The 24127-nt window shown below is 60.6% G+C and carries 19 protein-coding genes and 1 riboswitch; of the genes, 8 read left to right on the top strand and 11 right to left on the bottom strand.

Going from position 1 to position 24127, the window contains the following annotated elements; genetic code table 11:
• Nucleotides 1-9: 9 nt before the first annotated feature.
• Nucleotides 10-1398, top strand: coding sequence for a glucuronyl esterase domain-containing protein (locus BM400_RS06555; protein WP_089837757.1), 1389 nt, complete (start codon nt 10-12; stop codon nt 1396-1398).
• 25 nt (nt 1399-1423) lie between these two features.
• Here the strand turns inward: BM400_RS06555 and BM400_RS06550 are convergent, their stop codons facing one another.
• Nucleotides 1424-2332, bottom strand: coding sequence for a dienelactone hydrolase family protein (locus tag BM400_RS06550; protein WP_089837755.1), 909 nt, complete (start codon nt 2330-2332; stop codon nt 1424-1426).
• Nucleotides 2333-2482: 150 nt separating this feature from the next.
• Here BM400_RS06550 and BM400_RS06545 point away from each other — a divergent pair, with 150 nt between their 5' ends.
• Nucleotides 2483-3565 carry an alpha-hydroxy acid oxidase gene (locus BM400_RS06545; RefSeq protein WP_089837753.1) on the top strand — a complete coding sequence of 361 codons (1083 nt, stop codon included), beginning with the start codon at nt 2483-2485 and terminating at the stop codon, nt 3563-3565.
• A 76-nt stretch (nt 3566-3641) separates the two neighbouring features.
• On the opposite strand, the gene BM400_RS06540 is transcribed toward BM400_RS06545, so the two are convergent.
• The 5 genes from BM400_RS06540 to BM400_RS06520 form a co-directional block, all read right to left on the bottom strand.
• Nucleotides 3642-4310, bottom strand: coding sequence for a Crp/Fnr family transcriptional regulator (locus BM400_RS06540; protein WP_089837750.1), 669 nt, complete (start codon nt 4308-4310; stop codon nt 3642-3644).
• A gap of 217 nt (nt 4311-4527) precedes the next feature.
• On the bottom strand, nt 4528-5682 hold the full coding sequence (locus BM400_RS06535) for a DegT/DnrJ/EryC1/StrS family aminotransferase (RefSeq protein ID WP_175528898.1): 1155 nt from the start codon (nt 5680-5682) through the stop codon (nt 4528-4530).
• Between the two features lie 562 nt (nt 5683-6244).
• The gene (locus BM400_RS06530; protein ID WP_089837746.1) at nt 6245-7435 is read right to left on the bottom strand and encodes a glycosyltransferase; all 1191 of its coding nucleotides are present in this window, start codon (nt 7433-7435) and stop codon (nt 6245-6247) included.
• Between the two features lie 146 nt (nt 7436-7581).
• A complete protein-coding gene (locus BM400_RS06525) occupies nt 7582-8076 on the bottom strand; it encodes a DinB family protein (RefSeq protein WP_175528897.1) in 495 nt (164 codons plus the stop codon).
• Nucleotides 8077-8142: 66 nt separating this feature from the next.
• Nucleotides 8143-9210, bottom strand: a complete 1068-nt coding sequence (locus BM400_RS06520; protein WP_245781718.1) for a YihY/virulence factor BrkB family protein — start codon at nt 9208-9210, stop codon at nt 8143-8145.
• Nucleotides 9211-9543: 333 nt separating this feature from the next.
• Here BM400_RS06520 and BM400_RS21955 point away from each other — a divergent pair, with 333 nt between their 5' ends.
• On the top strand, nt 9544-9885 hold the full coding sequence (locus tag BM400_RS21955; protein WP_175528896.1) for a hypothetical protein: 342 nt from the start codon (nt 9544-9546) through the stop codon (nt 9883-9885).
• Nucleotides 9886-10025: 140 nt separating this feature from the next.
• On the opposite strand, the gene BM400_RS06510 is transcribed toward BM400_RS21955, so the two are convergent.
• Nucleotides 10026-10997 carry a 2-hydroxyacid dehydrogenase gene (locus tag BM400_RS06510; protein WP_089837739.1) on the bottom strand — a complete coding sequence of 324 codons (972 nt, stop codon included), beginning with the start codon at nt 10995-10997 and terminating at the stop codon, nt 10026-10028.
• A 58-nt stretch (nt 10998-11055) separates the two neighbouring features.
• On the opposite strand from BM400_RS06510, the gene BM400_RS06505 reads away from it, so the two are divergent.
• The 4 genes from BM400_RS06505 (at nt 11056) to BM400_RS06490 (ending at nt 17158) form a co-directional block, all read left to right on the top strand.
• Nucleotides 11056-13560 (top strand): glycoside hydrolase family 95 protein, encoded by a 2505-nt coding sequence (locus BM400_RS06505; RefSeq protein WP_089837738.1) that lies wholly within the window; start codon nt 11056-11058, stop codon nt 13558-13560.
• Nucleotides 13561-13606: 46 nt separating this feature from the next.
• Nucleotides 13607-13677, top strand: a riboswitch (Fluoride riboswitch).
• An 11-nt stretch (nt 13678-13688) separates the two neighbouring features.
• Entirely contained in the window at nt 13689-15041 is a 1353-nt protein-coding gene (locus tag BM400_RS06500) for a voltage-gated chloride channel family protein (RefSeq protein ID WP_217644083.1), read from the top strand.
• A 39-nt stretch (nt 15042-15080) separates the two neighbouring features.
• Nucleotides 15081-15743 (top strand): metal-dependent transcriptional regulator, encoded by a 663-nt coding sequence (locus BM400_RS06495; RefSeq protein WP_089837736.1) that lies wholly within the window; start codon nt 15081-15083, stop codon nt 15741-15743.
• Nucleotides 15744-15811: 68 nt separating this feature from the next.
• Nucleotides 15812-17158 carry an Nramp family divalent metal transporter gene (locus tag BM400_RS06490; protein WP_089837734.1) on the top strand — a complete coding sequence of 449 codons (1347 nt, stop codon included), beginning with the start codon at nt 15812-15814 and terminating at the stop codon, nt 17156-17158.
• Here the strand turns inward: BM400_RS06490 and BM400_RS06485 are convergent.
• Genes BM400_RS06485 through BM400_RS06470 form a run of 4 tightly spaced genes read right to left on the bottom strand, consistent with a single transcriptional unit; the run spans nt 17145 to nt 19324 of the window.
• The gene (locus BM400_RS06485) at nt 17145-17624 is read right to left on the bottom strand and encodes a GNAT family N-acetyltransferase (RefSeq protein WP_089837732.1); all 480 of its coding nucleotides are present in this window, start codon (nt 17622-17624) and stop codon (nt 17145-17147) included. The genes BM400_RS06490 and BM400_RS06485 overlap by 14 nt on opposite strands.
• Nucleotides 17625-17648: 24 nt before the next feature.
• Nucleotides 17649-18167, bottom strand: coding sequence for a phage tail protein (locus BM400_RS06480; RefSeq protein WP_089837730.1), 519 nt, complete (start codon nt 18165-18167; stop codon nt 17649-17651).
• A gap of 42 nt (nt 18168-18209) precedes the next feature.
• On the bottom strand, nt 18210-18746 hold the full coding sequence (locus tag BM400_RS06475) for a phage tail protein (protein ID WP_089837728.1): 537 nt from the start codon (nt 18744-18746) through the stop codon (nt 18210-18212).
• A gap of 44 nt (nt 18747-18790) precedes the next feature.
• Nucleotides 18791-19324, bottom strand: a complete 534-nt coding sequence (locus tag BM400_RS06470; protein WP_089837726.1) for a phage tail protein — start codon at nt 19322-19324, stop codon at nt 18791-18793.
• Nucleotides 19325-20400: 1076 nt separating this feature from the next.
• Between BM400_RS06470 and BM400_RS06465 the strand changes: the two genes are divergently transcribed.
• Nucleotides 20401-24003 carry a glycoside hydrolase family 38 N-terminal domain-containing protein gene (locus BM400_RS06465; RefSeq protein WP_089841567.1) on the top strand — a complete coding sequence of 1201 codons (3603 nt, stop codon included), beginning with the start codon at nt 20401-20403 and terminating at the stop codon, nt 24001-24003.
• Nucleotides 24004-24127 lie beyond the last annotated feature (124 nt).

Genomic DNA, 24127 nt, shown 5'->3' with positions numbered 1-24127 from the left:
AAGACGACCATGCAGATCCGAACTACACTCTCGGCAGCCGCCCTCATGGCATGCGCCATCACCGCATCGGCCCAACTGCCCTCGCGCCCCGATCCCAAAGAGATCCCGCTCCCCGAAATCCACACCAGCATGAAGCCCATGCCTGGCCCCGACGCCCTGCCGAATCGCCCCGAGATGCCCGACCCGCTGATCCTCGACAACGGCCAGCGCGTCCGCACCCCTGCCCAGTGGCAGCAACGCCGCAAAGAGATCCGCACCACCCTCGAGTACTACGTCGTGGGCCTCGCGCCCCCGCCGCCCGGAAACGTCGTGGGCCACGTCCTCAGCGAACAAACGCTCGCCAACGGCAAGGTAAAGTACCGCCTCGTCCATCTCACCTTCGGCCCGAAAGATAGCCTGAGCCTCGACATCGGTATCTTCACCCCAATCGGCGTGCCTGCGCCGCCAGCCATCATCTCCCCCTCCGGCACCCCACCCGGAGCGACCCCTCTTCCCCGTCTCCCGCAGGGAGCCAACCAGGGCAAAGGCCAGGACGCCCTCCTCGTCACCGGCCCCATGGTCACCGAGCCCGGCACCCTTCCTCCGGGTGCTCGCGAAGGCATCCGCACCCGCACCGCGGAGGAGATCGCCACCACCAACCCTGCCCTGGCCCACGGCTACGCCTTCGTCACCTTCAACAACAACGACTGCGGCGAAGACACCACACTCCGCCTACCCGATGGAAGCTGGGCCTATCGCACCACCCGCTTCTTTCCGGCCTACCCCAAGAACGACTGGGGCCTCCTCGGAGCCTGGGCCTGGGGCGTCTCGCGCATCGTCGACTACCTCCAGACCGACGCCAACGTAGACAAAACAAAGCTCATCGTCACCGGCATCTCTCGCACCGGCAAGTCGGCGCTCATCGCTGGCGCCTTCGACGATCGCATCGCCATGACCGCTCCCGTAGCCAGCTCCGGAGGGGGTACCCCAGCCTTCCGCTTCAGCGGTGAAGGCCGAGGCGGCAAGGAGGGTCTCACCGAGATCGTCCGCAAATACCCCAACTGGTTCTCGCCGCACCTGCACCAGTTTTGGGGGCAGCAGGACAAATTGCCCTTCGACGCACACTGGTTCTTCGCCCTCTGCGCACCGCGCCCGATTATCTCGCTCGAAGGCACGCACGACCAGAATGTGCCCATCAACGGCGTCTACCAGAGCGAACTCGCCGCCAGGCCGGTCTACTCGTTCCTGCACGCCGACGGCAAAATCGGTGTCAGCTTCGCGGACCGTCCACACGGCATGGTGCAGGGCGACTGGGACGCCATGCTCGCCTTCGCCGACAAGTATCTGCTCGGCAAGCAGGTCGATCGCGACTTCTACACCTTCCCGCCCGCCCTGCTCTCGACGTCTGAAGGGAAATAAAACCGCCCTAAGCGCGCTTTAGCTTTTAGACCCGAACGTACTGATTGAACCAGTGGATCGTCCTCTGCCACGCAAGATCCGCTGCCACCTTGTTATAGCGCTCCGGCGTAGCATCGCAGTTGAAGCCATGCACGCAGCCCGCATAGATATAGCCCTCATGCGGGACGTGCGCCGCGGTCAATCCCTGGTCGTACGCAGGCCACGTCGCCGCAAGCCGGGTATCGAGTTCGCCGTGATGTACCAGCACCGCAGCCTTGATCTTCGGAATGTCCGTTGCCGTCGGTGGCCCACCATAAAAGGGCGCCGCCGCCGCCAGGTCTCCCCCCAACTGGACCGCCAGCATATTCGTCGTTGAACCGCCGTAACAAAACCCGGTAGCGCCGATCTTCCCTGTGCAATCCGGCCGTGCCTTCAGCCACCTGGCGGAGGCAATCATATCCTCGGCCATCTTCGTCTTGTCCACCTGATTGAAGAGCTGTCCGCCCCGATAGTCATCGCCGGGAAAGCCACCGACCGACGTCAACCCATCGGGCGCAAAGGCCATGAAATTGGCCAAAGCAAAGCGTCGTGCAATGTCCTCGATGTGAGGGTTCAAGCCACGATTCTCGTGAATGACGATCACCCCCGGCAGCTTCGTGGGTTTTTCATTGCGCGTATCCGCGCTCATGGGTCGCACGAAGTAGCCCTTGATACTGCCGTTACCTTGCGGAGAAGGCACCGTCTCGTACGTGGCCTTGATGCGGTCGTCGGTACGGGAGACCTGCTGCCCAAGCGCGTAGTTCGGCATCAGGGCAGAGATCACCGAAGCCGCGGCCAGACCGCCCGCAAGCTTATGAATACCATCCATAAACGAGCGGCGGCTGATGTCGCCATGAATGAATTCGTTATAAAGCGCAATCGCCTCGGCGGGCAGCTTGGTTGCTTTCGGTTCCATGATGGGGGTCTCCAGTCGGGTCCATAGTATCAGGCAAATTAATCGAGACAGGACCGCTGTGGACAGCTCGTTTCAGTGGGGTTGTCGGAAAAAGCGTTATGGTAGGAGGATGTTTGCGGTCATCTGCCTGCCGGAGCACCTGGGGTTTGCATGTCACAACGGCTGGTGAATCTCGACGACTACGAAGCGGCGGCGCGAAGCCTGCTCGACGAACAGGCCTTCGAATATGTCGCCAGCGGAGCCGGCAGTGAGACCACGCTGCGAGCCAACCGCACCGCATTCGACGATCTCGAACTCCTGCCCCGGATGCTCCACGACGTCAGCCGGATCGATACGACAGTAGAGCTCTTCGGCAAAATACATTCGCTCCCCGTTCTGCTCGCTCCAACGGGATATCACCGCCTGATGCATCCGCTCGGCGAGCTTGAGACGATCCTCGGCGCGAACATGGCCGACTGCACCCTGGTGGCCGCCAACTTCGCCACCGAAACCTTCGTGTCCGTGCAAGCCCAGGCCGCGCGCCCCCAATGGTTCCAGATGTATGTGCAAAGCGACCGCACCTTCACGCGCGACCTGCTGCAGGAGGTCCTCTCCGCAGGCTGCGAGGCCGTCTGCGTGACCGTCGATCAACCCGTGAATGCCATACGCGACCGGGAGGCGAGAATCGGCTTCGAGCTGCCGAAAGGCATGGAGCGCGCTAATCTCAAGCGGCTGGGTTCGGCCGTGGCCGGGGCTGCCCACTCCCCGCAGGGCTTCCATATCTACAACGCCGTGCGCGCTTCCGATCTGACCTGGAAAGACCTGGAATGGCTGCGGGGCGAGTGCCCGGTGCCCCTCATGCTCAAGGGCATTCTGCACCCGGACGATGCCGTCATGGCGCAGCAGTCCGGATGCGACGGCATCATCGTGTCGAACCACGGAGGGCGCGCACTCGACGGCGTCCAGTCGACCATCGCAGCCCTGCCCGCAATCGTCGAAGCCGTTGGCCCCGGGATGACAGTGCTCATGGACGGAGGAATCCGCCGCGGGACCGACGTCGTCAAGGCCCTCGCCCTGGGAGCGAAGGCCGTCCTTCTAGGACGCCCCTATCTCTTTGGATTGGCGGTTGACGGTGCCGCAGGCGTGGCGCGCGTGGTCAATCTCCTCCGCATGGAGTGCCAGATCGCCATGGGCCTTCTCGGCTGCCAGGACCTGAGCCAGATTCAACCTCAGTTGCTTCACCGAAAGCGCTAAGAGCCGCGAAAAAAAGGAATGCACGGGCGGTCATCCGTGCATTCCAAGGGAGCTGCGTGATGGAAAAAAATGAGTGCTAAACGGTGGCCCGCTGTGTCTTGGGTTGCTTGAAGCCTGTCCCCGGTTTTGCAGCGGTTCGCCGGTGAAGCAGGCGGCTGAGATGTTCCGGTGTGATGGCAAGCAGCTTTGCAATCTCACCCTGGCACATCACGGACGACGGATCCACAGTCCGCCACAGCGAGTGTGCGTTTTCATTCTTCAGATAGTTGAGGCGTTCGCTGGCGCTGCAGCCCTGCACGATGCCATGCTTCTGCTCCACCATCAGCTCCCTGCACTGCGAAGAGATAAAGTGGCGCAGAACGCGCTGGTTCTGCATGAGCCGCTGAGAAAACTGGTCCACCGAGATGCTGGTGACCGAGCAAGGGGTAACAGTGGTCACGTTACAAAGGCTTGGCATATCCAGAAGCGCTAAAGGCGCTCCTGCCCACCAGCCTTCGGACCGAAGCCCCAGGAGAGACTCTTCCCCCTGTTCGTTGGTGAAGGTTATCTTGACGATTCCCGTTCGGATCAGACGAACGAACGACGGTCGCTGACCTTGCTCAAGAATCACTGTCTTTGCGGGGATGGGTTCGGGTTCGGGTAGGCTTTGAAGGAACTCTGTACCGGCGTTGATGGCCGGGGAAAAGACTGGAACAATCGCGTCGAAATCGTCCGGATTGGTACCTGGGGTGTTAAAGGATGGCATGCTTGTATCTCCGATGCGCTGCTTCCTGCTGGTCTATGCGATAGGTACGTTCATCCCTGCCATTTGGATTTTCGGTAGCAACTTTTTTGCACGTTACTTTGGTGCGCAGACGAATTTTTTTCCCATCCTTCTCGGAGACGCCGCGTTCCCCGCGTTCGCATCACCTGTATGTTGATGATTCCAAAAGCCAAAGATCCAGCCCCCGCAAGACGTCGTTTCAACGAGCATGAAGCACCTCGCGAATCGTCCCCGCAATCGAATGCACATCTTCATTCCGGAGCGACGGATAGATAGGCAGACTCACGATTCCCTCCGAGATCCACTCCGCCACGAACAGCGGGCGATCGAACCGCGTATGCAACCCGGCGAAGATCTTCTGCTTATGCAGCGGAGGCTGAAAGCAGCGCTTCGTCGGAACACCACGGCGCTTCAGTTCTGTGCACAGATCCTGCGCCGCCCACCCGCAGAGGCTCGACGTGAGATGAATCGAGAAGTCCTTGTAATTCGAGACATTCCGATGGCGGACGGATTGAAACGACACCCCCGGAATGCCCGCCAGCAAACGCTGGTACTCTGCGGCAATCTTGTTGTGCCGTTTCACCTTCTCCTCGACCATCGCCAGACCGTTCAACGCAAGCGCTGCATGGAACTCCGACATGCGTGCATTCAGCCCGCACAGCACGGGATTGTAAGCGCCGAGATCGCCACAGTTGCGCGCAGCCCGCAGCCGCAACGCAAGCGCGGCATCGTTCGTGGTGATGATGCCGCCCTCCCCCGCGACGAGAATCTTCGTCGGCGCCAGCGAGAACACCTCCGCATCCCCGAATCCTCCAATCGGACGCCCGGACAACGAACTCCCAAACGCATGCGCCGCATCGAAGAGCAGCTTCACCCGGGCATCCTTCGCAATCGTCTGCAGGCTACGCACCTCCACCGGGTTTCCATACATATGCACACCGAGGATCGCAGCCGTCAACGGCGTCAACCGGTGCGTCACATCGATCGGGTCGATATTCCACGTGTCGGCCTGGCAGTCCGCGAACACCGGCGTAAGGCCATTCCACAGGATGGCCTCTCCCGTCGCGAAGGACGTAAACGCCGGAAGGATCACCTCGCCGCGAAGCCCCAGTGTCTTCATCAGAAGGATGAGCCCGCTCGTACAGCTCGACACCGCCACACAATGCCCCACCCGCAGCCGCTCGGCCAGCGCGCGCTCCAGACGCTCCACCAACTGCCCGTTGCTAATCACGCCGCCACGATACACGTCGCGATACACCTCCATCACTTCGTCCAGCGAAGGAAGCGTGGGTTGCATGAACCCGACGGACGGTTCGACTTCGGGGTGAGGAACGAGCTTCGGTGCAGAGGCCATGGCAATCTCCCGGTACATCGGTTGCGAATCGGTAAGGTCAGTGGAAGGAGTCAAGCAAGAGGGAGCTGGCAGAGCGTGGGAGATGGTGCGGAGCGGTTCGGTCTACGGCTGCGCGCGCACCTGCCGGAGATCGGGAGACGAAAGCGTTCGCTGGAAGATCGTCGATCCACCCCGCGCCACCCTTTGGTCGCCTGCACGAACTACTAGCCGATTGTTTTGAACCATAAGATCGATAGTTACCCTGGGTACTTGCGGAACGCATGCAAGTAACAAGTTTCATCACTATGCAAAGTCTCCTCCACGAAAGACATTGATATAGATCAAGATCGGCTGAACTCCCGATCCGGATCCGCGAGCGTGGCGCAGCAAGAAACGCAGGCCAGCAGGCCGCCGCCCACCAGGAACCAGTCTGTCAAGAAGGAGAGAGCACGGAGCCCGTCGCATCGACGCCGGCATAGACTCTTCGGGTTCACGAAGGGCCGGGCACGTTACCGCAAGGCAAACCCCACCCCGCGCCCCTGCATGGGTCCAGCGGAAACGATGCCCAGGTCGCGAGGCTCCCCTAAATCTCCACCGCGCCCGGAAGTGCGCAAGGCACCTTCACGCGCTCCAGAAGATTCGCGAATCCCCTGTAGAAAGCCGTCCAGCGTGGCCGCAGCACAGGCAGCGCATATCCCCCCGCCACCTCCAGGTTCCTCTTCGAGGCCACGTTCAAGGCAGCCGGGTCCTGCACCAGCGTAAGAATCCGCGACGCGAGCCTGGCCGTATCTCCCGGGGTGGCGATATGCTTCTCCTCCAGCAGCTCAGGCACCGCGCCAACACTCGTCGCGACGCACGGCAGAGCCCGTGCCATCGCCTCGATCAACGCCCTCGGCAGAGCCTCCACCAGCGATGGCAGCACAAACAGATCCGCACGGTCCAACTCGTCAATCAAACGTTGCCCCCAGGGCAGCGCCCCACGAAACGTAATGCTCTCCCCCAATCCAAGCCGCTCCACCTGCGCCTCCAGCTCCGGCCGCAGCCTGCCGTCGCCGACCAGCGTCAGCGTCACCGGCACCCCCTGCCAGTGGCAGATGGAGATCGCATCGATCAGAATGCTCAATCCCTTGTAGCTCTGCGAGAACGTAGCCACCGACACGAGACGTCTCGCCGGTGCCGAAAACACACGCGCTTCGTCACGCAGCCACGCGGCCTCCAGCCTCACATCCGAGCACACAACCTCCCGGCTCGTTCGCCCCGCGGGATAACTCGTCTGCAGGATAGAAGCCACATACTTCGCCGCCGCCGCGTTCGCGCACTGCTCTCGTTGCGCCCGCGTAAACAGCCAGCGGAACAGTCCACGCGCACGCATCACGCCCGGAGCGAGCGTCGCGCTCGCATCCCCCACCACCTCCACCGCATAGGGGCGGTTCGACCTCTTCAGTTCGCGATACGCAAACGTAGCCAGCGGAGAAGGGGTCCGCAACATCACCGCACCCGGCTCCGCCAGCACCGAGCGAATCACCCGCCGGCAGCGTAGCGACTGCAGCGGCCCGCCAGAAGAAGGCACCGCACACAGGTTCACGCGCGGCCCGTCCACCCTCATCCAGCCCGGCTTTGCCGACTCCACATCCATCACCCGTCCCACCACCGTCACATGGTCGAAGACCTCCAGGTAGGACTCCCAGAACGCGGCATCGAAGGAGGTTTCCGTCCAGATCGCCCCACAGGGCGTCTGCACAAATCGATAGTCGAGAAAGTAGATCAACTTCATGCAATCACCCGTAGCTCCCGCCTTGCACGTCAGCGCAAGTGTTGGTCTCGATTTGGGATCTAAACCCCATCCTGAGCCCGTGGCCTGGGTCCGTCATTGATCTGGATCAGTTCCTTAAAACCGTCGAGCGGCGCTTGTCCGCCTCCTTACCAGGTAAATCCGCCCGAAGCCGGAGGCCAGCTTCCCAGCATCTGCCGCAGCAGAACCACTCTTCCAAGGTGGTAAGTATTATGCGCCACCAGGCTGATCGTCTGGTCCCGCACCGTCATCACGCGCACAGGCTTCCCCGCAGGCGAGGGGCAGCGAATCGTCGCATCCAAACCAGCCTCATCCCCAGCCACGACAGCGGCCTGCTCGAGCCCCACGAAGAACCGCGAGCACAGCGCGTCCCAGCTCTCGCCCGCACGATCCTGCGCCGTCGGAAAACCTCCCGAGGCATGCTCCGGCACAGGCGTTTCCCGGCCTGCAAACCAGTCCAGCGAGATCTGTTGCCAGAACGTCACATGCCAAAGCTCCTCATAGATCGTATGCGGAGCTCCCACGACCATTGCATCCACCAGATGCCTGTCGATCCCTTCCAAAATATGACTTGGGGGAGCCGCCGCGCTGTCCCCTACCAAAGCCCGCACCAACTCGTTCATCGCAACTCCTTCCATGATTGTGGGGGAAAAGATGTGGGGGAAAAGAAAAGATTGCCATTAAGCGACCTACAAAGGCCGCCAGACCTTCCCACCAGCGCCAGCCTCCGGAGCGTCAACGAGAGCCGCCGGAGCCACCTTGCCCCGCGGCTCGGGCGTCTTCCCCGTCAGCGTCTTCTCCAGCACCGCCGCCGCGATCTCGCTGTTGATCTCCGCCCCCGTCAGCAGCATCAGGCCCGTCACATAAAACCACGTCAACAGAATGATCACCGCTCCCAAGGATCCATATGTCGCCGAGTAGTCGTTGAAGTAGTGAAGGTACAACCGCAGCAGAAGCGAGGCCAGAAACCACCCTCCGATCCCGAACGCGCCACCCGGCGTCAGCCAGTGCCAGCGCTTGCTCTTCACATCCGGAGCGAAGTAGTAGATGACCGCAAACAAAAGAATCAGCAGCCCCAGCGCAGTCGTCCACGTCGCTCCACGCACGATACCAGCCGCCACCATCCCCATCCACGGACGGGCCGCGTGACGCACCACATGCCTAGCCACGAAGTCCCCACCCAGCATGGTTGCCAGCGTCAGCGTCACGATCAACGACAGCAGAACCGTCACCGCCATCGCCGCGCACCGCACCTTCCAGTACGCCCGCGTCTCCCTCACCTTGTACACGACGTTCAGCGTGTCCTGAATCGCCGTAAACCCCACCGAGGCCGACCAAAGCGCCGCCGCCAGACCGAACGTAATCTTCCCCCTGCTCGCATGCGAGGTCGTCTGGTTGAAGGTCTCCAGCACGATCCCCATCGCCGCGTGCGGAACCACCAGCGCCAGGTAGTTCAGCAGACGCAGATAAATCTCAGAGGCCGACCGCGCCGCCAGACCAAGAATTGCCGACGCACTCACCAACGTGGGAAACAGGGCAAACAGAAAGTAGTACCCAAGCTCCGCAGCGCGACTCAGAAGGTTATCCTCGTTAAAGCTCCGGAACGTTCGCTTGGCGATCACCACGGGCGATACTCCCTGCAGGTCCCACAGGGAGCTCAGCGGCGCAATCGAAACATAGTCCCAGATCCGTTGCCGAAGGGGGTCGGGCGGCTTCATCAGGCTGTGGTCGCGCGCGCTCCGCGGAGCAAACGCCACCCCTTTCTCCACTACACCATCCTCCCTCATCGAATTTTCGAATTCATTCACGCTTCACACCCCAGCCCCCCATCCTGCGTTTTCTGGGTTCCGAAAGCTCCAAAGGCGGGGTAAGATCGGCATACCGGCCTCTGAGATCACTCTCGATGCACCATGAATTTAGGTAGATGCGCGTTCCGTTGTCAGCGAAAGCCCTCCAGGATGCCAACTTCCACAACATCCACAAATTAAGTACTCACCATTTTGTTTCCGCTGCATCCAACCCTGAACGGACGTACGCCGCATCTTCATCGCGACCTTATTCACCCCCTTATTCCACCAAGGAGAAGCAACATGGCCATCCAGCCCATTTTCGTAACACCAGAGATTATCGTTACCGGCCTCGACATCGCAGGCATCTTCGCCGCCTTCGAGTCCACGGAGAGCTCACCCCTCCACGCAGCACCCCGCACCCCCGCCCTCGATGAAGAAGACGAATTCGAAGACGACCCCGTTATCGACGACGACCTCGAGGATGACGAAGACCTCGAAGACGACGAGGATGAAGACGACGAAGACGAGGACGAAGATGACTTCGAAGACGACGACTTCGACGATGACGACGACGAGGATGAAGACGACGACGAAGATGATGAGGATGACGACGACGAAGACGAGGATGAGGACGACGAATAACCCTCGCCCTTGATCTGATTAAACCCAACAGGCCCATGCGCTCGGAAGAGCCATGGGCCTGTCTCAATGTACCGGTCCGCTGTCCACGATATCCATGCAGCAGTCCATGTTGTACCGGCTAAAAACGCACCAAAGATGGACTAATATCCATCCTCCGTCACCACATTGTCCAGCGGCTCCCCAGCCGCAAACCGCCGCACCTGCTCCGCCGCCAGCTTGAAGCCGCGCACGATGAATCCCGGCGTGGCGCCCCCGATATGTGGCGTAATAAAGCAGTTAGGGGCCGTCCACAAAGCATGCCCCACAGGCAGCGGCTCGGGATCCACCACATCCAGCACCGCACGAATCCTCTTCTCCTCGAGCGCCGACACCAAATCCCCGGTCGCCACCACCGGCCCCCGCGAAGCATTCACCAGAAGCGCCCCCCGCTTCATCAGCGCGAGCTCGGCAGCGCCGATCAAACCCTTTGTTTCCTGTGTGATAGGGACGATTAACACAACGATGTCCGCCTGCGGAAGAAGCTCAGGCAAAGCCCCGATCGCATGCACCACGGGCTCCGGCCGAGCTCTCCGCGCAATCCGTAACACATTGGCATCAAAGGCTTTAAGCCGCCGCTCAATCGCGGCCCCAATCGACCCATATCCCACAATCAACACCGTCTTGCCCGACAGATCGTCCTGCATCACCTTGTAAAGAGAGGTGTTAGCTCCACCCGAGTCGATCAGTTCGTCGCCCGAGTCGCCCAGATTCCGCCATTCCTGCCGGTTTTGCCGGTCCCGATACAGCGGAAACCTCTTCTGAGCCGCTAAAATCGCGGCTAAAACGTACTCCGACGTCGACGTATCGTGAATTCCCCGCCCATCGCAAAGCGTAACGTCCTTCGGCAACCACGGAAGAATCCAGTCCACACCCGCCATCATGGACTGCACAACCTTCACACCACGCAGATTCTGAAAGACTTGCGGCGCATCCTTGCGAAAGAACGGCAACAGCCAGAAGTCCACTTCCATCGCCTCGGCCGGTTGCGAAGGAATCCGAACGAAGGTCGCCTCCGGAGGAAACCCCTTCAGCAACTCATCCCGTACGCCTGCGTCCACACCCACTCGAACCATACGCAACAGTGTGCCATAAACTACCCTAGCGGGTGGTTCACCTTCCTTTGGAGCGGCGATGAGATTGGCAACGACACGAAGACGTTTTCTGGGCTGGATGGGTGCGGCGGCCGCCGCGACAAAGATGCAGGGAACGCTCTCTGCACAGGCCTCCGCCAGCCCCGGCAACGATCACCGCATCTGGTTCGACAAGCCCGCGCCACAATGGGCCGATGCCCTGCCCCTTGGCAACGGGCGGATGGGAGCGATGGTCTTCGGAAATCACCGCGTGGAGCGGATCGCGCTCAATGAAGACACGCTCTGGTCAGGCTTTCCGCGCAACGGCGGCAAGCTCGGCGATTGGAACAATCCCGGCGCGAAGGCTCATCTGCCCATCGTCCGCAAGCTGGTTCTGGAACAGCAGGACTACCACGCCGCAGACCGCGAGATGAGGAAGATGCAGGGCCCCTTCAATCAGGCGTACCAGCCCCTGGGTGACCTGGAGATCGAGTTGGCCCATGGCGAACAGTTAACCGCATACCAGCGCGAACTCAACCTCCAGACTGCTGTCGCGACCGTAAGCTACACCGTGGGAGACGTGCGCTATCGGCGCGAGGCCTTCGTCTCCGCCCCCGCTCAGTTGCTGGTCACCCGCTTGACCGCGAGCCGGAAAGGCGCGCTCTCGGCAACGATCCGGCTGAAGAGTCCCCTACGCTCCAAGACCACGGCCCCAGACGATCACACCCTCCACCTGACCGGCAAAGCCCCAAGCGAGTCCGCGCCAAATTATCTGGAGACCGACCATCCGATTCTTTACAGCGAAGTCGATGGGGAAGGCATGCACTTCGCCTCGGCACTGCGTGCGCAGCTCGTCGACGGTACGATCAAGAAACAGCCGGACGGAAGCCTGTCGATCGAAGGGGCAACGACCGTGACGCTGCTGCTCGGAATGGCCACCGGCTATCGTGGCTATGCGGTGCCCCCGGATCTCCCCATCGATGTCGTATTGGCCGCGGCGCTGCGCCCCATCGCGCAGGCCGGGGCTGCGTCCTATGCGCGGCTTCTCTCCACGCACACGGAAGATCATCAGAAGCTTTACAGCCGCGTTGCGCTCGACCTGGGCTCCGGCACAACAAACGCCGCGCGGCCCACGAATATCCGCGTCGACAGCTTCAAGGACGACCCCGATCCAACGCTGCTGTCGCTTTACTTCAATCTGGGCCGTTATCTTCTCATCGGCAGTTCGAGGCCTGGATCACAGCCTGCGAACCTCCAAGGCATCTGGTGCGCGGATGTGCGTCCGCCCTGGAGTTCGAACTGGACCGCCAACATCAACGTCCAGATGAACTACTGGCTTACCGAGACTTGCAACCTGTCCGAACTGCACGCTCCTCTCTTCGCCATGGTGACAGACCTGAGCCACAACGGCGCGAAGACCGCCGAGGTGAACTACGGGGCGAAGGGCTGGGTCTCGCACCACAACGTCGATCTGTGGCGGCAGTCCGCCCCCGTGGGGATGGGAAATGCATCTTCCGACCCCACCTGGGCAAACTTCGCGATGAGCGGCCCCTGGCTCTGCGCGCATCTCTGGGAGCACTATCTCTTCACCGGCGACAGGCAGTTCCTGCGCACCAGCTACCCGGTGCTGAAGGGTTCGGCGGAGTTCTGCCTGAGTTGGCTGGTCGAAGACGGCAAGGGCCAACTGACGACATGCCCCTCCGTCTCCACCGAAAATGACTTCTTCGCACCCGACGGCAAGCCAGCCAATGTCAGCGCCGGCTGCACGATGGACATCGCGCTCATCCGGGAGATCTTCGCGCATGTGACCGAGGCGGCAAAGGTCCTTGGTGTCGACCAGGAGTTCGTAGCAGCCTTGTCGGCCGCGCAGAAGCGCATGCCCGTCTACAAGATCGGTCACGCCGGACAGCTGCAGGAGTGGTCGTCCGACTTCGGGGAGCCGGAACCGGGACAGAGGCATATGTCGCATCTCTATCCCATCTATCCCGGCGCGGAGATCACGACGCGCAACAACCCCGGGCTCGCGGCTGCAGCGCGCCGGTCGCTGGAACTCAGGCTTGCAAACGGCGGAGCCTATACCGGCTGGAGCCGCGCATGGGCCATCGGCCTGTGGGCACGGCTCGAAGACGGCGACATGGCCTGGGAGTCGCTGAAGATGCTGATGGAGCACAGCACCGGTGCAAATCTCTTCGATACCCACCCCGCCACGGGCGGCAGCATCTTCCAGATCGACGGGAACTTCGGCGCGGCCGCCTCCATCGCCGAACTTCTGCTCCAGAGCCACGACGGCGAAATCTCTCTGCTGCCCGCCCTTCCCAAAGCGTGGAAGCAGGGCAGCGTACGCGGCCTGCGCGCACGGGGAGGCCTGGAAGTCGCGGTGCGCTGGAGCGAGGGACGTCTCATCGAGGCGAAGCTCTTCGCGTTGCGGGATGGGACGTACACTGTGCGCGTACCCGATGGGGTGACCATCAAGAGCGTCAACGCACCGTCGCTCCAGGGCGCAGAGCCATCCGTGAAGCAGATCACGATGCAGAGGGGCATGCATTATGCGTTGGAGCTTGTCTAGAAGTACGCCCGTTGACGCGAATTTTCGGCAACTGCTATCTTGAAATCACAATCCTGGCGATGGGGTTCGCCTACGATGCCCGGTCGAATGGCCGGCGCTGATGACTCCTACATCCAATAGGAGGCCCATTGCCCGAAACACGTACGCGTAGATCACTGCCCGAACAACTTCTGCTGCTGATCGATCTTGGCCGCTGGATACCCATTGCCGCCCTCGTGGGTATCCTTGCCGGATCGGCTTCGGCACTCTTGCTGGTCTCGCTGAACTACGCGACCGCGATGCGCGAACAGCATGTTTGGCTGATTCTTCTGCTTGCACCTGCCGGTTGGGTCATGGCCCAGATGTATCGGCGCTTCGGCGCTTCGGTCGAGGCAGGCAATAACCTCGTTCTTGAACAGACACACAATCCCACGGCCGTCATCCCCGTTCGCATGACGCCGCTGATTCTCATCGGCACCTTCATCACCCACCTCTTCGGCGGGTCCGCCGGGCGCGAAGGCACAGCGATCCAGACCGGAGCCTCGCTGGCCGATCAGCTCTCACGGCCACTCGGCCTCGCCCCGCATGAACGCCGTATCCTGCTGATGGCCGGCATCAGCGCCGGCTTCGCCTCGGTCTTCGGTACGCCGCTCGCCGGTGCCGTCTTCGGGATCGAAGTCCTGGCGATCGGAACGCTCAGCTACGACGCCATTGCCCCCTGCTTCATGGCCGCCTTCGTCGGCGATCTCGTAACCCGGGCCTGGCATGTGCAGCATAAGATCTACCGCGTCTCCGAGACGCCCGCGATGAGCATCACCGGTGTCGGTTACTCGATGATCGCTGGAGCCGCCTTCGGCCTGGCCGGGATGGGCTTCGCCAGGCTGACCCATGCGATCGCGCGCACAGCGAAAAAGCACATCCCCAACCCAACCCTGCGCCCCGTTGTCGGCGGATTCATCGTCACCACGGCAGTCTTCGCCATTGGCACGACCTATACGCTCAAGTATCTCGGGCTCGGCATTCCGACGATCGTCGCCTCCTTCAACTCCAAACTGCCGGTCTACGACTTCGCCGCCAAAGGCCTGTTTACCGCCATCACGCTCGGCACCGGCTTCAAAGGTGGAGAGGTAACGCCACTCTTCTACATCGGTTCCACGCTGGGCAACGCTCTCTCGCACATTATCCCGCTTCCCTCTTCGCTGTTGGCCGCGATGGGCTTCGTCGCGGTCTTTGCAGGAGCGGCCAATACCCCCATCGCCTCCACCTTGATGGCCGTCGAATTGTTCGGTGCCGAGGCCGGAGCCTACGCAGGCATCGCCTGCGTCCTCAGCTATCTCTTTTCCGGTCATACCGGCATCTACAACGCGCAGCGGGTAGGCAGGACGAAGCACCAAAGCAACGCCTCCGAGGAAGGACTCACCCTGGGCGATGTCGCCAAGATGCGCGAAGAACTGGAGACAGCCCTTGTTCTCGAACGCGCCTCTTCCCTGAAGACCGACTAAAAGGACGAAAAACCTTCACCGGGGTTAACATGGAGTCTTATGTCAGAAGAGATCACGATCTCCAAGGAAGACTATCTCAAGGCCATCCTCGAGGCCGATAGCGAAGGGCACACCGTGATCCCGGCGCTGCTCGCCCACTGGCTCGAGGTCTCTCCTCCGGCTGTCACCAAGGCAGTCAAGCGACTGAAGCAGGATGGATACATCGACGCCAAGGCCAACGGCAGCCTGCGCCTCACCACGAAAGGCAAAGAGACGGCCTATCGCACCGCGCTGCGCCATCACCTCATCGAGCGGATGCTGTCGGAGATCTTCGGGATGGAGTGGCATCAGATCCATACCGAGGCCGAGCGCCTGGAACACGCCGTCTCGCCTGCATTTGAGGCCAAACTGATCGAAAAACTGGGCGATCGCGGCACCTGTCCCCACGGAAATGGCGTGCTTCCTGAAACGCCCGCACAACGTCGCAAACGCGGCACCCTCGCCCTGACCGATGCCGTCGAACAGACTCACTACACCGTCGCAAGCCTCTACGAACGCGACCCCAAACTCCTTGAGTTCCTGCACAAGCTGGGCATCGGGCCGGGCGCCGCGATCCGCGTCCTCGAAAAGAACTATGACGATACCTGGCGGGTCCAGACCCCTGCCGGCCCCGCCACCATCGGGCGTTCCGCAGCGGAACGCGTCTGGGTGAAGCCACAATAAATTAAGGCGGGGACTCCTTTTTATATTAACCAAGGTTTACATCTTGTGGCATACTCAAGTCAAAGCCTATGGCCGACTTGAGCGTTCGCCCCGTCCTCGAACAAAACACCATTACCGAAGATGCCTCCATGCCGGATATCTTCTCGTCCGTGCGGATCTCGCAGTCGCCTCACTTCTGGCGGCGGCTGCTCGGCTTCATGGGACCGGGCTTCCTCATCTCCGTGGGGTATATGGACCCCGGCAACTGGGCGACTGATCTTGCGGGGGGCTCCCGCTACGGGTACACGTTGCTCTTCGTCATCATGGCCTCAAACCTGATGGCAATTCTTTTACAAAGTCTCTCCATCAAGCTGGGTGTTGCGAGCGAACGGGACCTGGCGCAGGCCTGCCGCGAGGCCTATAGCCGACCCGTGGCGATCGGCCTGTGGCTCTTCGCGGAGGTCGCGATTATCGCCTGCGATCTCGCCGAGGTGATCGGATCCGCCATCGCGCTGCAACTGCTGTTTGGCATCCCTTTGACACTTGGAGTTCTTCTCACCGGAGCCGATGTCCTTGTCGTCCTGCTTCTCCAACACAAGGGGTTTCGTTATCTCGAAGCTCTGGTGATCGTCCTGATCGGCACCATCGCGGTCCTCTTTGGCTTTGAGATCTTCCTCTCGCATCCTGACTGGGCACCGATTGTGACGAATCTCTTCATCCCTTCGAAGAGTATGGTCACCGATCCCGCGATGCTCTATATCGCCATCGGCATCCTCGGCGCGACTGTGATGCCGCACAATCTCTACCTGCACTCGTCTCTTGTCCAGACACGCGACTATCCACGCACGAACGAGGGCAAGCGTGAAGCGATCCTCTTTGCGAACATCGATTCGGCGCTCGCGCTCACGCTTGCCCTCTTTGTGAACGCAGCCATCCTCATTGTGGCCGCTGCTGTCTTCCACCGTGGCGGACACCCGGAGGTCGCGGAGATTGGCGACGCCTACAAGCTGTTGACGCCGATGCTGGGCGTCGCCGGAGCGAGCACCATCTTCGCGATCGCCCTGCTGGCGTCCGGGCAAAACTCGACCATCACCGGCACCCTCACCGGACAGCTCATCATGGAAGGCTTCCTCAAAATGAGCCTTCCAGGATGGCAGAGGCGTCTCATCACGCGGTCGCTGGCCATCGTCCCCGCTGTCGCCGTAACGTACCTCTATGGCGAGCAGGGGACGACCAACCTGCTGCTGCTCAGCCAGGTCGTCCTGAGCATGCAGCTCAGCTTCGCGGTCTTCCCGCTGGTGATCTTTACCAGCGACCACCGCAGGATGGGCCAGTTCGTTAACGGAACATGGCTCAAGTGGGTGAGTTACGCCGTGGCCACGCTGATTGCGGTGCTGAATCTCTGGCTTCTCATCCAGACGTTCACTGGTCGATAGCTGAACTTCGCCAGATCATCTCTTCGCCCATTTCGTCACCGGAGACGACCACGAATCCAAGGCGTCGGTACAAACGGGCTGCTGCCGAATGTGGAATCACGCGCAGCCGAATCGATCTCCCCTGGGAGCCGGCACGTTCACAGAGCGTACGAAGCACCGCCGTTCCCACTCCTCTGCCTCGATGCGTGCCTGCAACCGCGATATCCACGATACGCAAACCGTGCGGTCCTTCATCCAGGAGAAGATGGCCAATCGGATCGCCATCCTCCTCGACTATCTGCTGGATGGCAGCCGGAAAGTCCGCTCCGTATCCGGCGCATCGCAATCGATACTGCATGGTGACCATGAAACGACGCTGCTCTTCGCCCATGCCGAGCAGGGCAAATTCCTCTGCCTTATGTTCAGCGAACAGGCGCAAGAGCAGGTCGTCGTCGTCCGGTTTACTCTTGCGAAGTGTAACTGCCATTGCGGAAAGCCGTTCGTGTGTCGCCTAACTGCGGGATGGAAAGATGCCGGACAGGGCAATGATGTAGTTGACGACGTTATAGGGCTGCAGGATGGGGATAGGTTGACTCCCGCCCGCCGGGGAGAGCGCCGCAGGATCCATCGTCACATTGGGCGCGGTTTCCGTAAACCCCGGATTCGGATTGCCGGATGAATCCGAGACCGGAGCCCAGACCTGACCCGTCGGGTCTCCGGCGGTCCCGGCCGTCGTGCTGGCAGAGACCAGATGCGTGTGCAGAGGCATCTGGGCCACAGTCATGGTCACTTTTTCCGCGCCCTGTGCCTCTCCCATCACAACTCCATTTCCCTGCCCGATCGGGCTGCGTCCGCGAAGATCGGGGAGACCGAAGGTTCGGATGCCGTCTCCGCCGAACTGGGTCCCAAGGAGCGAAAAGAGCGCTTGATTCTGCTGGATCGGTAATAACTGCCCATTGCACTGTGCCCAGTAGCGGGGCGCGAAGGAGAAGCCGACTTGCCGGATTTCGCCGAGATACGGATCTGCCATACGATGCTTCCTTTCCATTGTTGAAAGTTCTTGCGAAAGTGTCTAGCTCTGGGTCGGATAGATGCCCACGGTGGCGATCATGAAGTTCACAACGACGTAGGGCTGAAGAATGCTCAACGGCATGCTCGCTCCCGCGGTGGAGACCGTCGTCGGGCTGAGGATCGCATTTCCAGGAGAGGCCGCGTACGACGGATTCCCGGTGCTTCCGTCGGCAGTCACCTGCGCCCATGTGGACTTGGTCGTCGGCACGTTCACCGTTCCAAGGGCATTGCTGGCCTGGATAGCATGGGTGTGGTTGGCCAACTGGTTCGTGTTGATCGTCACCGCTTCCACCCCTGCCATCTGCCCCATGACGTAGTTGCTTCCACCAGTAAGTTGCCCTTGGTGAACGGGAATACGGCCCTGCAGATTGGGTAAGCCAAACGTCTGCACTCCGTCCCCACCATAGGTGGTGCCAAGCAGGGTGTAGAGCGCTTCATTCTCCGAGATCGGCAAAAGCTGGCCATTACAGGGGAGCCAGCCCACCGCACTGAAATTGAATCCTACCTGCCGTATTTCGCCAATAAAAGGTTCAGCCATCTCTATCTCTCTCTTTCTCTTCGGTCGGTTCAAGCTCAATGCGATTAGGGGCGCTGCGGGAAGATGCCTTGCAGGGCGATGATGTAGTTCACTACGAGGGTTGGCTGTGTCACGCTGAGCGGTTGGCTGCCCCCATTTGGCTGCACCAGCGTAACCGGCAGTTGCACGTTCGGTGGCGGAGGAGCATAGGCAGCGCAGGCGTTTCCCGTGGAATCGCTCTCAAGAGCCCAGATCGAATTCGCGGGAGAGGTGTTTGCACCACCGCCTGAGTTGGCTGCGGGAGCATGGGTATGGATGGGCATCTCGCTCTGGGTCAGCGTGACCTGCGCCACCCCTGCGGATTCCCCCATCTCATAGGTGTTCCCGGATGGAAGCGTACCCTGCCCCACAAGCACTGAGCCCTGCAGATTGGGCAGCGCAAAGTTCGTGGTACCATTCCCGCCGAACTGTGTGCCCAGCAGAGAGAACAGCGCCGAGTACTGCTGGATGGACACAAGCTGTCCTGCACACAGCGCCCAGCCATACGGGGCGAAATTGAAGCCGGCAGGTCGAATTTCTCCTAAGTACTGATCTGACATGCGAGATCTCCTTCAAGATAGAGTTCAGTTGGCGTGGTTCAGTATCCCTGATAAGTGAAAAATGAAATGTCTTAGCAAGAGACTGCAAAGTGCAGTGCTCTCCGGAGAGACAAGAAGAAAGGTAACTAACGAGCGTCACACTACATGGGTTTCTTACTCGCTGTCAAAATAATATTTTTCGACGTCGAAGAATGAAGACCATAGATGCTTCTTCTGTTACATCCGGTAAGACATCCAACATATCTCATGGCCCTCAATAGGAGCGTTCCACTTTTGAAGTTGACAAGCCCCCGCGTTTGGAGGAAAGTCTTCTTCACGGATATAACGACTCATCCTGCCGCTCTGCTTTGCTCATCCCTCTTTCTCCAGGTCCAGCCGGTATCAATGCCGGCACTTGCGAATCCATACGATTCCAGAGGCGGCACGACGACTCCGATGCACTGACGGTGATTGCAACACAAAGATACAGTTACACGCCGTCGCCCCAACCGCGGCCTCGCAGAGATGCGCTTATTTCACATTTCCATGTGTCAGTACGCCATGGTGCGATCCCTTTCTAAACCCACAGAAGCAGAGGAGACTCGCAACCTAGTGTCGCTTTTACATCAGGCATGATTCAGTGATCGATTTATTTCAAGTTACGGTATGCGCGTCAGATTCAAACTATGACCGCAACGCATCACTTTCTCTGGAAAGTGGCAATATTACTTTTATTTTTTCAGACTCAACTTACTGACTCTGACGAAGAAGCCTACTCTTCTTTCAACATAAGTCGAGCCGGACGTGATGAAAACACATCTATGCTCTTGCGTTGGCTTTGGCTTGCAGCCGCTGCACATCCATCCGTAGCTGCCTCTCCTGGGCGTCCAGCATGCGCTTCTTCACGGCCCTTCCGGGCACGTGGACCGCTTGTTCTTCTGCGTTTGAAGACGATCCCACCATCATGTGTGTATAACGGTTACCGCTTACGCTCGACCCAAACGGACACGTTTCAGGAAGAGCCAGGCCTTCGTTCGCCCAACAAAGACTCATCCAAAGACACGCAGTCCCCGTTCCGCGCGGGGTTGGAGATCTCGATGTATCGCAGGCATTCCACAAATCGCTCGTCCCGCAGCCAGACCCTCGCTCTCGCCGCAGTCGCCCTTTGCTTACCGCTGACGCTCCAGTCGCAAACCACCAAGGCTCCCGACATCACCAGGGTGCCAACGCTCTACGTCGTCCCTTACGCGCACCTCGACACCCAGTGGCGCTGGGAGATGCCCCAGACCATCAGCGAGTATCTGCTGAAGACCATGCGAGTCAACTTCGACTACATCGACCGCTACCCGCACTACGTCTTCAACTGGACTGGCTCCAATCGTTATCGGCTCATGAAGGAGTACTTCCCCGACGACTACGCACGCATGACCAAATACGTCGCTGCGGGCCGCTGGTTTCCAGCCGGATCGTCCGTGGAAGAGGGTGACGTCAACCTGCCCGGCGCCGAAGGAATCTTCCGCCAGATCCTCTACGGCAACGAGTACTACCGCAAGGACTTCGGCAAAGCGAGCAACGAATACATGCTCCCCGACTGCTTCGGCTTTCCAGCCTCTCTGCCCGCCATTCTCGCGCACGCCGGCGTCAAAGGCTTCTCCACCCAGAAGCTCAACGCGACCTGGCAGCCCGCACCCATCGTGGGTGGCCCCAACTCGCCCGAGCAAACTCCCGAGGGCATCCCCTTCAATGTCGGCGTCTGGATCGGCCCCGACGGCAGCCGCGTCATGGCCGCACTCAACCCCGGCAGCTACAACACCAATACCTACGTCGATCTCAGCAAGGAAAACGGTCCGATCGATCTGCCGAAGCTCTCCATCGAAGAGCTCCGCACCCGCTCCGCCACCATCACCGATCCCGCACAAAAAGTCGCACTCTTCGCCCGCAATCCGGAGCCCAACTGGGTCAAACGCATCGACCTCGACGGCCGCGTCACCGGCATCTACGCCGACTACCACTACGTCGGCGTAGGAGACATGGGCGGCGCCACGCAGGAGAGCACAGTCAAGCTCCTCGAAGCGATCGCGACCAAGAGCGAGACGGTTCTACCCTCACCGCCGCTCGTTCGCGGTGCCGACGTTACGCTCACAGCGAAGCCTGGACCGCCCGTTCGCGTTGGCCTCGGTCCCGTACACGTCATCGAGGCCAACGCCGACCAGATGTTCAACGACATCACGCCGGAGATGTCCACGCGCCTCCCCACCTATCAGGGTGACCTCGAGCTCATCAACCACTCCGCCGGATCCCTCACCTCGCAGGCCTATCACAAGCGTTGGGTCATCAAGAACGAGATGCTCGCCGACGCCGCCGAGAAAGCATCCGTCGCAGCCGAGTGGATGGGCGGTCCAACCTATCCACGGCAGCGCCTCAACGATGCCTGGACCCTCGCGCTAGGTGGCCATTTTCACGATACCGCCGCAGGAACTGCAACACCCGCGACCTATGAGTTCGCCTGGAACGACGATGTCATCGTCGCGAATCAGTTTGCAGGAGTGCTCACCAGCGCAACCGAAACCATCGCCTCCGGCATGGATACACGCGGCGTTGGAGTTCCACTCGTCATCTCGAACGCTCTCAACGTCGATCGCGAAGACCTGGTGGAGGCTAAGGTCAACTTCAGCGGCGCGACTCCGAAGGCCGTTCAAGTGAGGAGCCCCAGCGGCGAACTCTCCCCCGCGCAGATCACGGATGGCAAGGTGCTCTTCTCGGCCAAGGCACCTTCCGTAGGCTACGTGGTCTACGACGTCGTCCCGGCAAGCATGCCGTTGCAGTCGAAGCTGAAGATCACGTCCAACACGCTGGAGAATGACCGATACAAGGTCATGGTCAATGCGGCGGGTGACGTCTCCAGCATCTACGACAAGAGCCTGAGCAAAGAGCTGCTCGCAGCGCCCATCCGCATGGCCTTCTCCAAAGACACGCCCAAACAGTATCCAGCCTGGAACATGGATTACGACCAGGAGCAGGCCGCACCACGCAACTACGTCGCAGGCAACGCATCCATTCGCATCAAAGAGAATGGCCCCGTGCGCGTATCGCTCGAAATCACACGCGCAGCCGAGGGATCGAAGTTTGTACAAACCGTCAGCCTTGCAACCGGCGACGCCGGCAACCGTGTCGAGTTCTCGAACTCCATCGACTGGCGCAGCAAGGACGCAAACCTTAAGGTTATCTTTCCCCTCACCGCGTCCAACCCCAACGCCACCTACAACGAAGACATCGGCACCATCGAGCGTCCCAACGCAACACCACGCCAGTTCGAGGTCTTCTCGCATCGTTGGATCGATCTCACCGACAAGAGCGGCAGCTTCGGCGCAACCATCCTGACCGACTACAAGAACGGCTCCGACAAGCCCACGGACAACACCATCCGTCTTACCCTGCTGCGTACCCCGGGCATGCTTCCCGTCAATCCCGGCAGCTACACCGATCAGGCCAACCAGGACTGGGGACACCACGAGATCACCTTCGGCATCATGGGACACGCCGCAGGCTGGCGCGAAGCCCAGGCCGACTGGCAAGCCTATCGCCTCAACGATCCATTGCGCGCCTTCGCCACGACAAAGCACGAAGGAGCCATGGGCAAGAGCCTCTCTCTGCTCAAGCTGAACACCTCCAGGGTGCGCGTGCTCGCCTTCAAGAAGGCAGAGCAGAGCGATGAAATCATTCTTCGGATGGTGGAGTTGGACGGCAAACCCGCAGCCGATGTCCGCGCAACCTTCGCCGCTTCGGTCGCCGCGGCCCGAGAGGTTAATGCACAGGAGCAGCCCATCGGATCGGCACACGTACGCGACGGCGCTCTCGTCACCTCGTTCACGGCTTATCAGCCTCGGACGTTTGCAGTCCGCCTCGTCGCCTCAGCCAGCAGGGCGGGCTCGATCACATCGCAGCCTGTCGCCCTCAAGTACGACCTCGCGACCTCCACCAACGATGATGCGAAGACGCCCGACGGAGGCATGGACGGAAAGGGCAACGCCTTCCCCGCAGAAATGCTACCTGCGCAGATACAAATGGGAGGCATCGCCTTCGACCTCGCCAACGCAGCCACGGGAAGCATGAACGCGGTCGCCGCGCGGGGCCAGACAATCCAGCTCCCCAAGGGCAAGTTCAACCGCGTTTATCTGCTCGCGGCCTCAAGCGCAGGCGATCAAACGGCCGAGTTCCGCGTCGATGCGAAGTCCCTGAAACTCAACATCCAGGATTGGGGCGGCTTCATCGGACAATGGGACACGCGCCTATGGAAGGACAACGATCCCCACCGCGAGTGGGCCATCTCCGCCCACACGCCAACGTGGCCGACCGCAGACCTCACGCAGCGCGAACTCCGCGTGCCAAGCCCCAAATATCCCCAGGACTATCTTGGTCTGCGCGCCGGCTACATCAAGCCCGCGAACGTAGCCTGGTATGCCTCGCACTTCCATACGCCGCAAGGACTCAATCAGCCCTATCGGTTCTCCTACCTGTTCGCGTACGCCATCGATCTCCCTGAGAACGCCCACACCTTGACGTTGCCGAACGATAGCAGGATCAAGATATTTGCCCTATCCGTAGCGAACGAGACAGCGCCGCTTGCGCCGGCACAGCCCCTCTTCGATACCCTCAACCGCACCACCATGCCCACAACGGTGGAGCAGGCAAGCCGATAACGATGTCTTCGCTGGGGTGTGGCTTTCGTCACGCCTCAGCGAAGGCCAACGCACCGGTGAACATATCCTCCGCCGCTCAACAAGTGCTCCAGCAGCAAGTTGCGGACCCGCATCGTCGCCCTGC

This window comes from Granulicella pectinivorans (assembly GCF_900114625.1).
Classification (GTDB): domain Bacteria; phylum Acidobacteriota; class Terriglobia; order Terriglobales; family Acidobacteriaceae; genus Edaphobacter; species Edaphobacter pectinivorans.
This window is presented reverse-complemented; position numbering and strand designations above follow the sequence as displayed.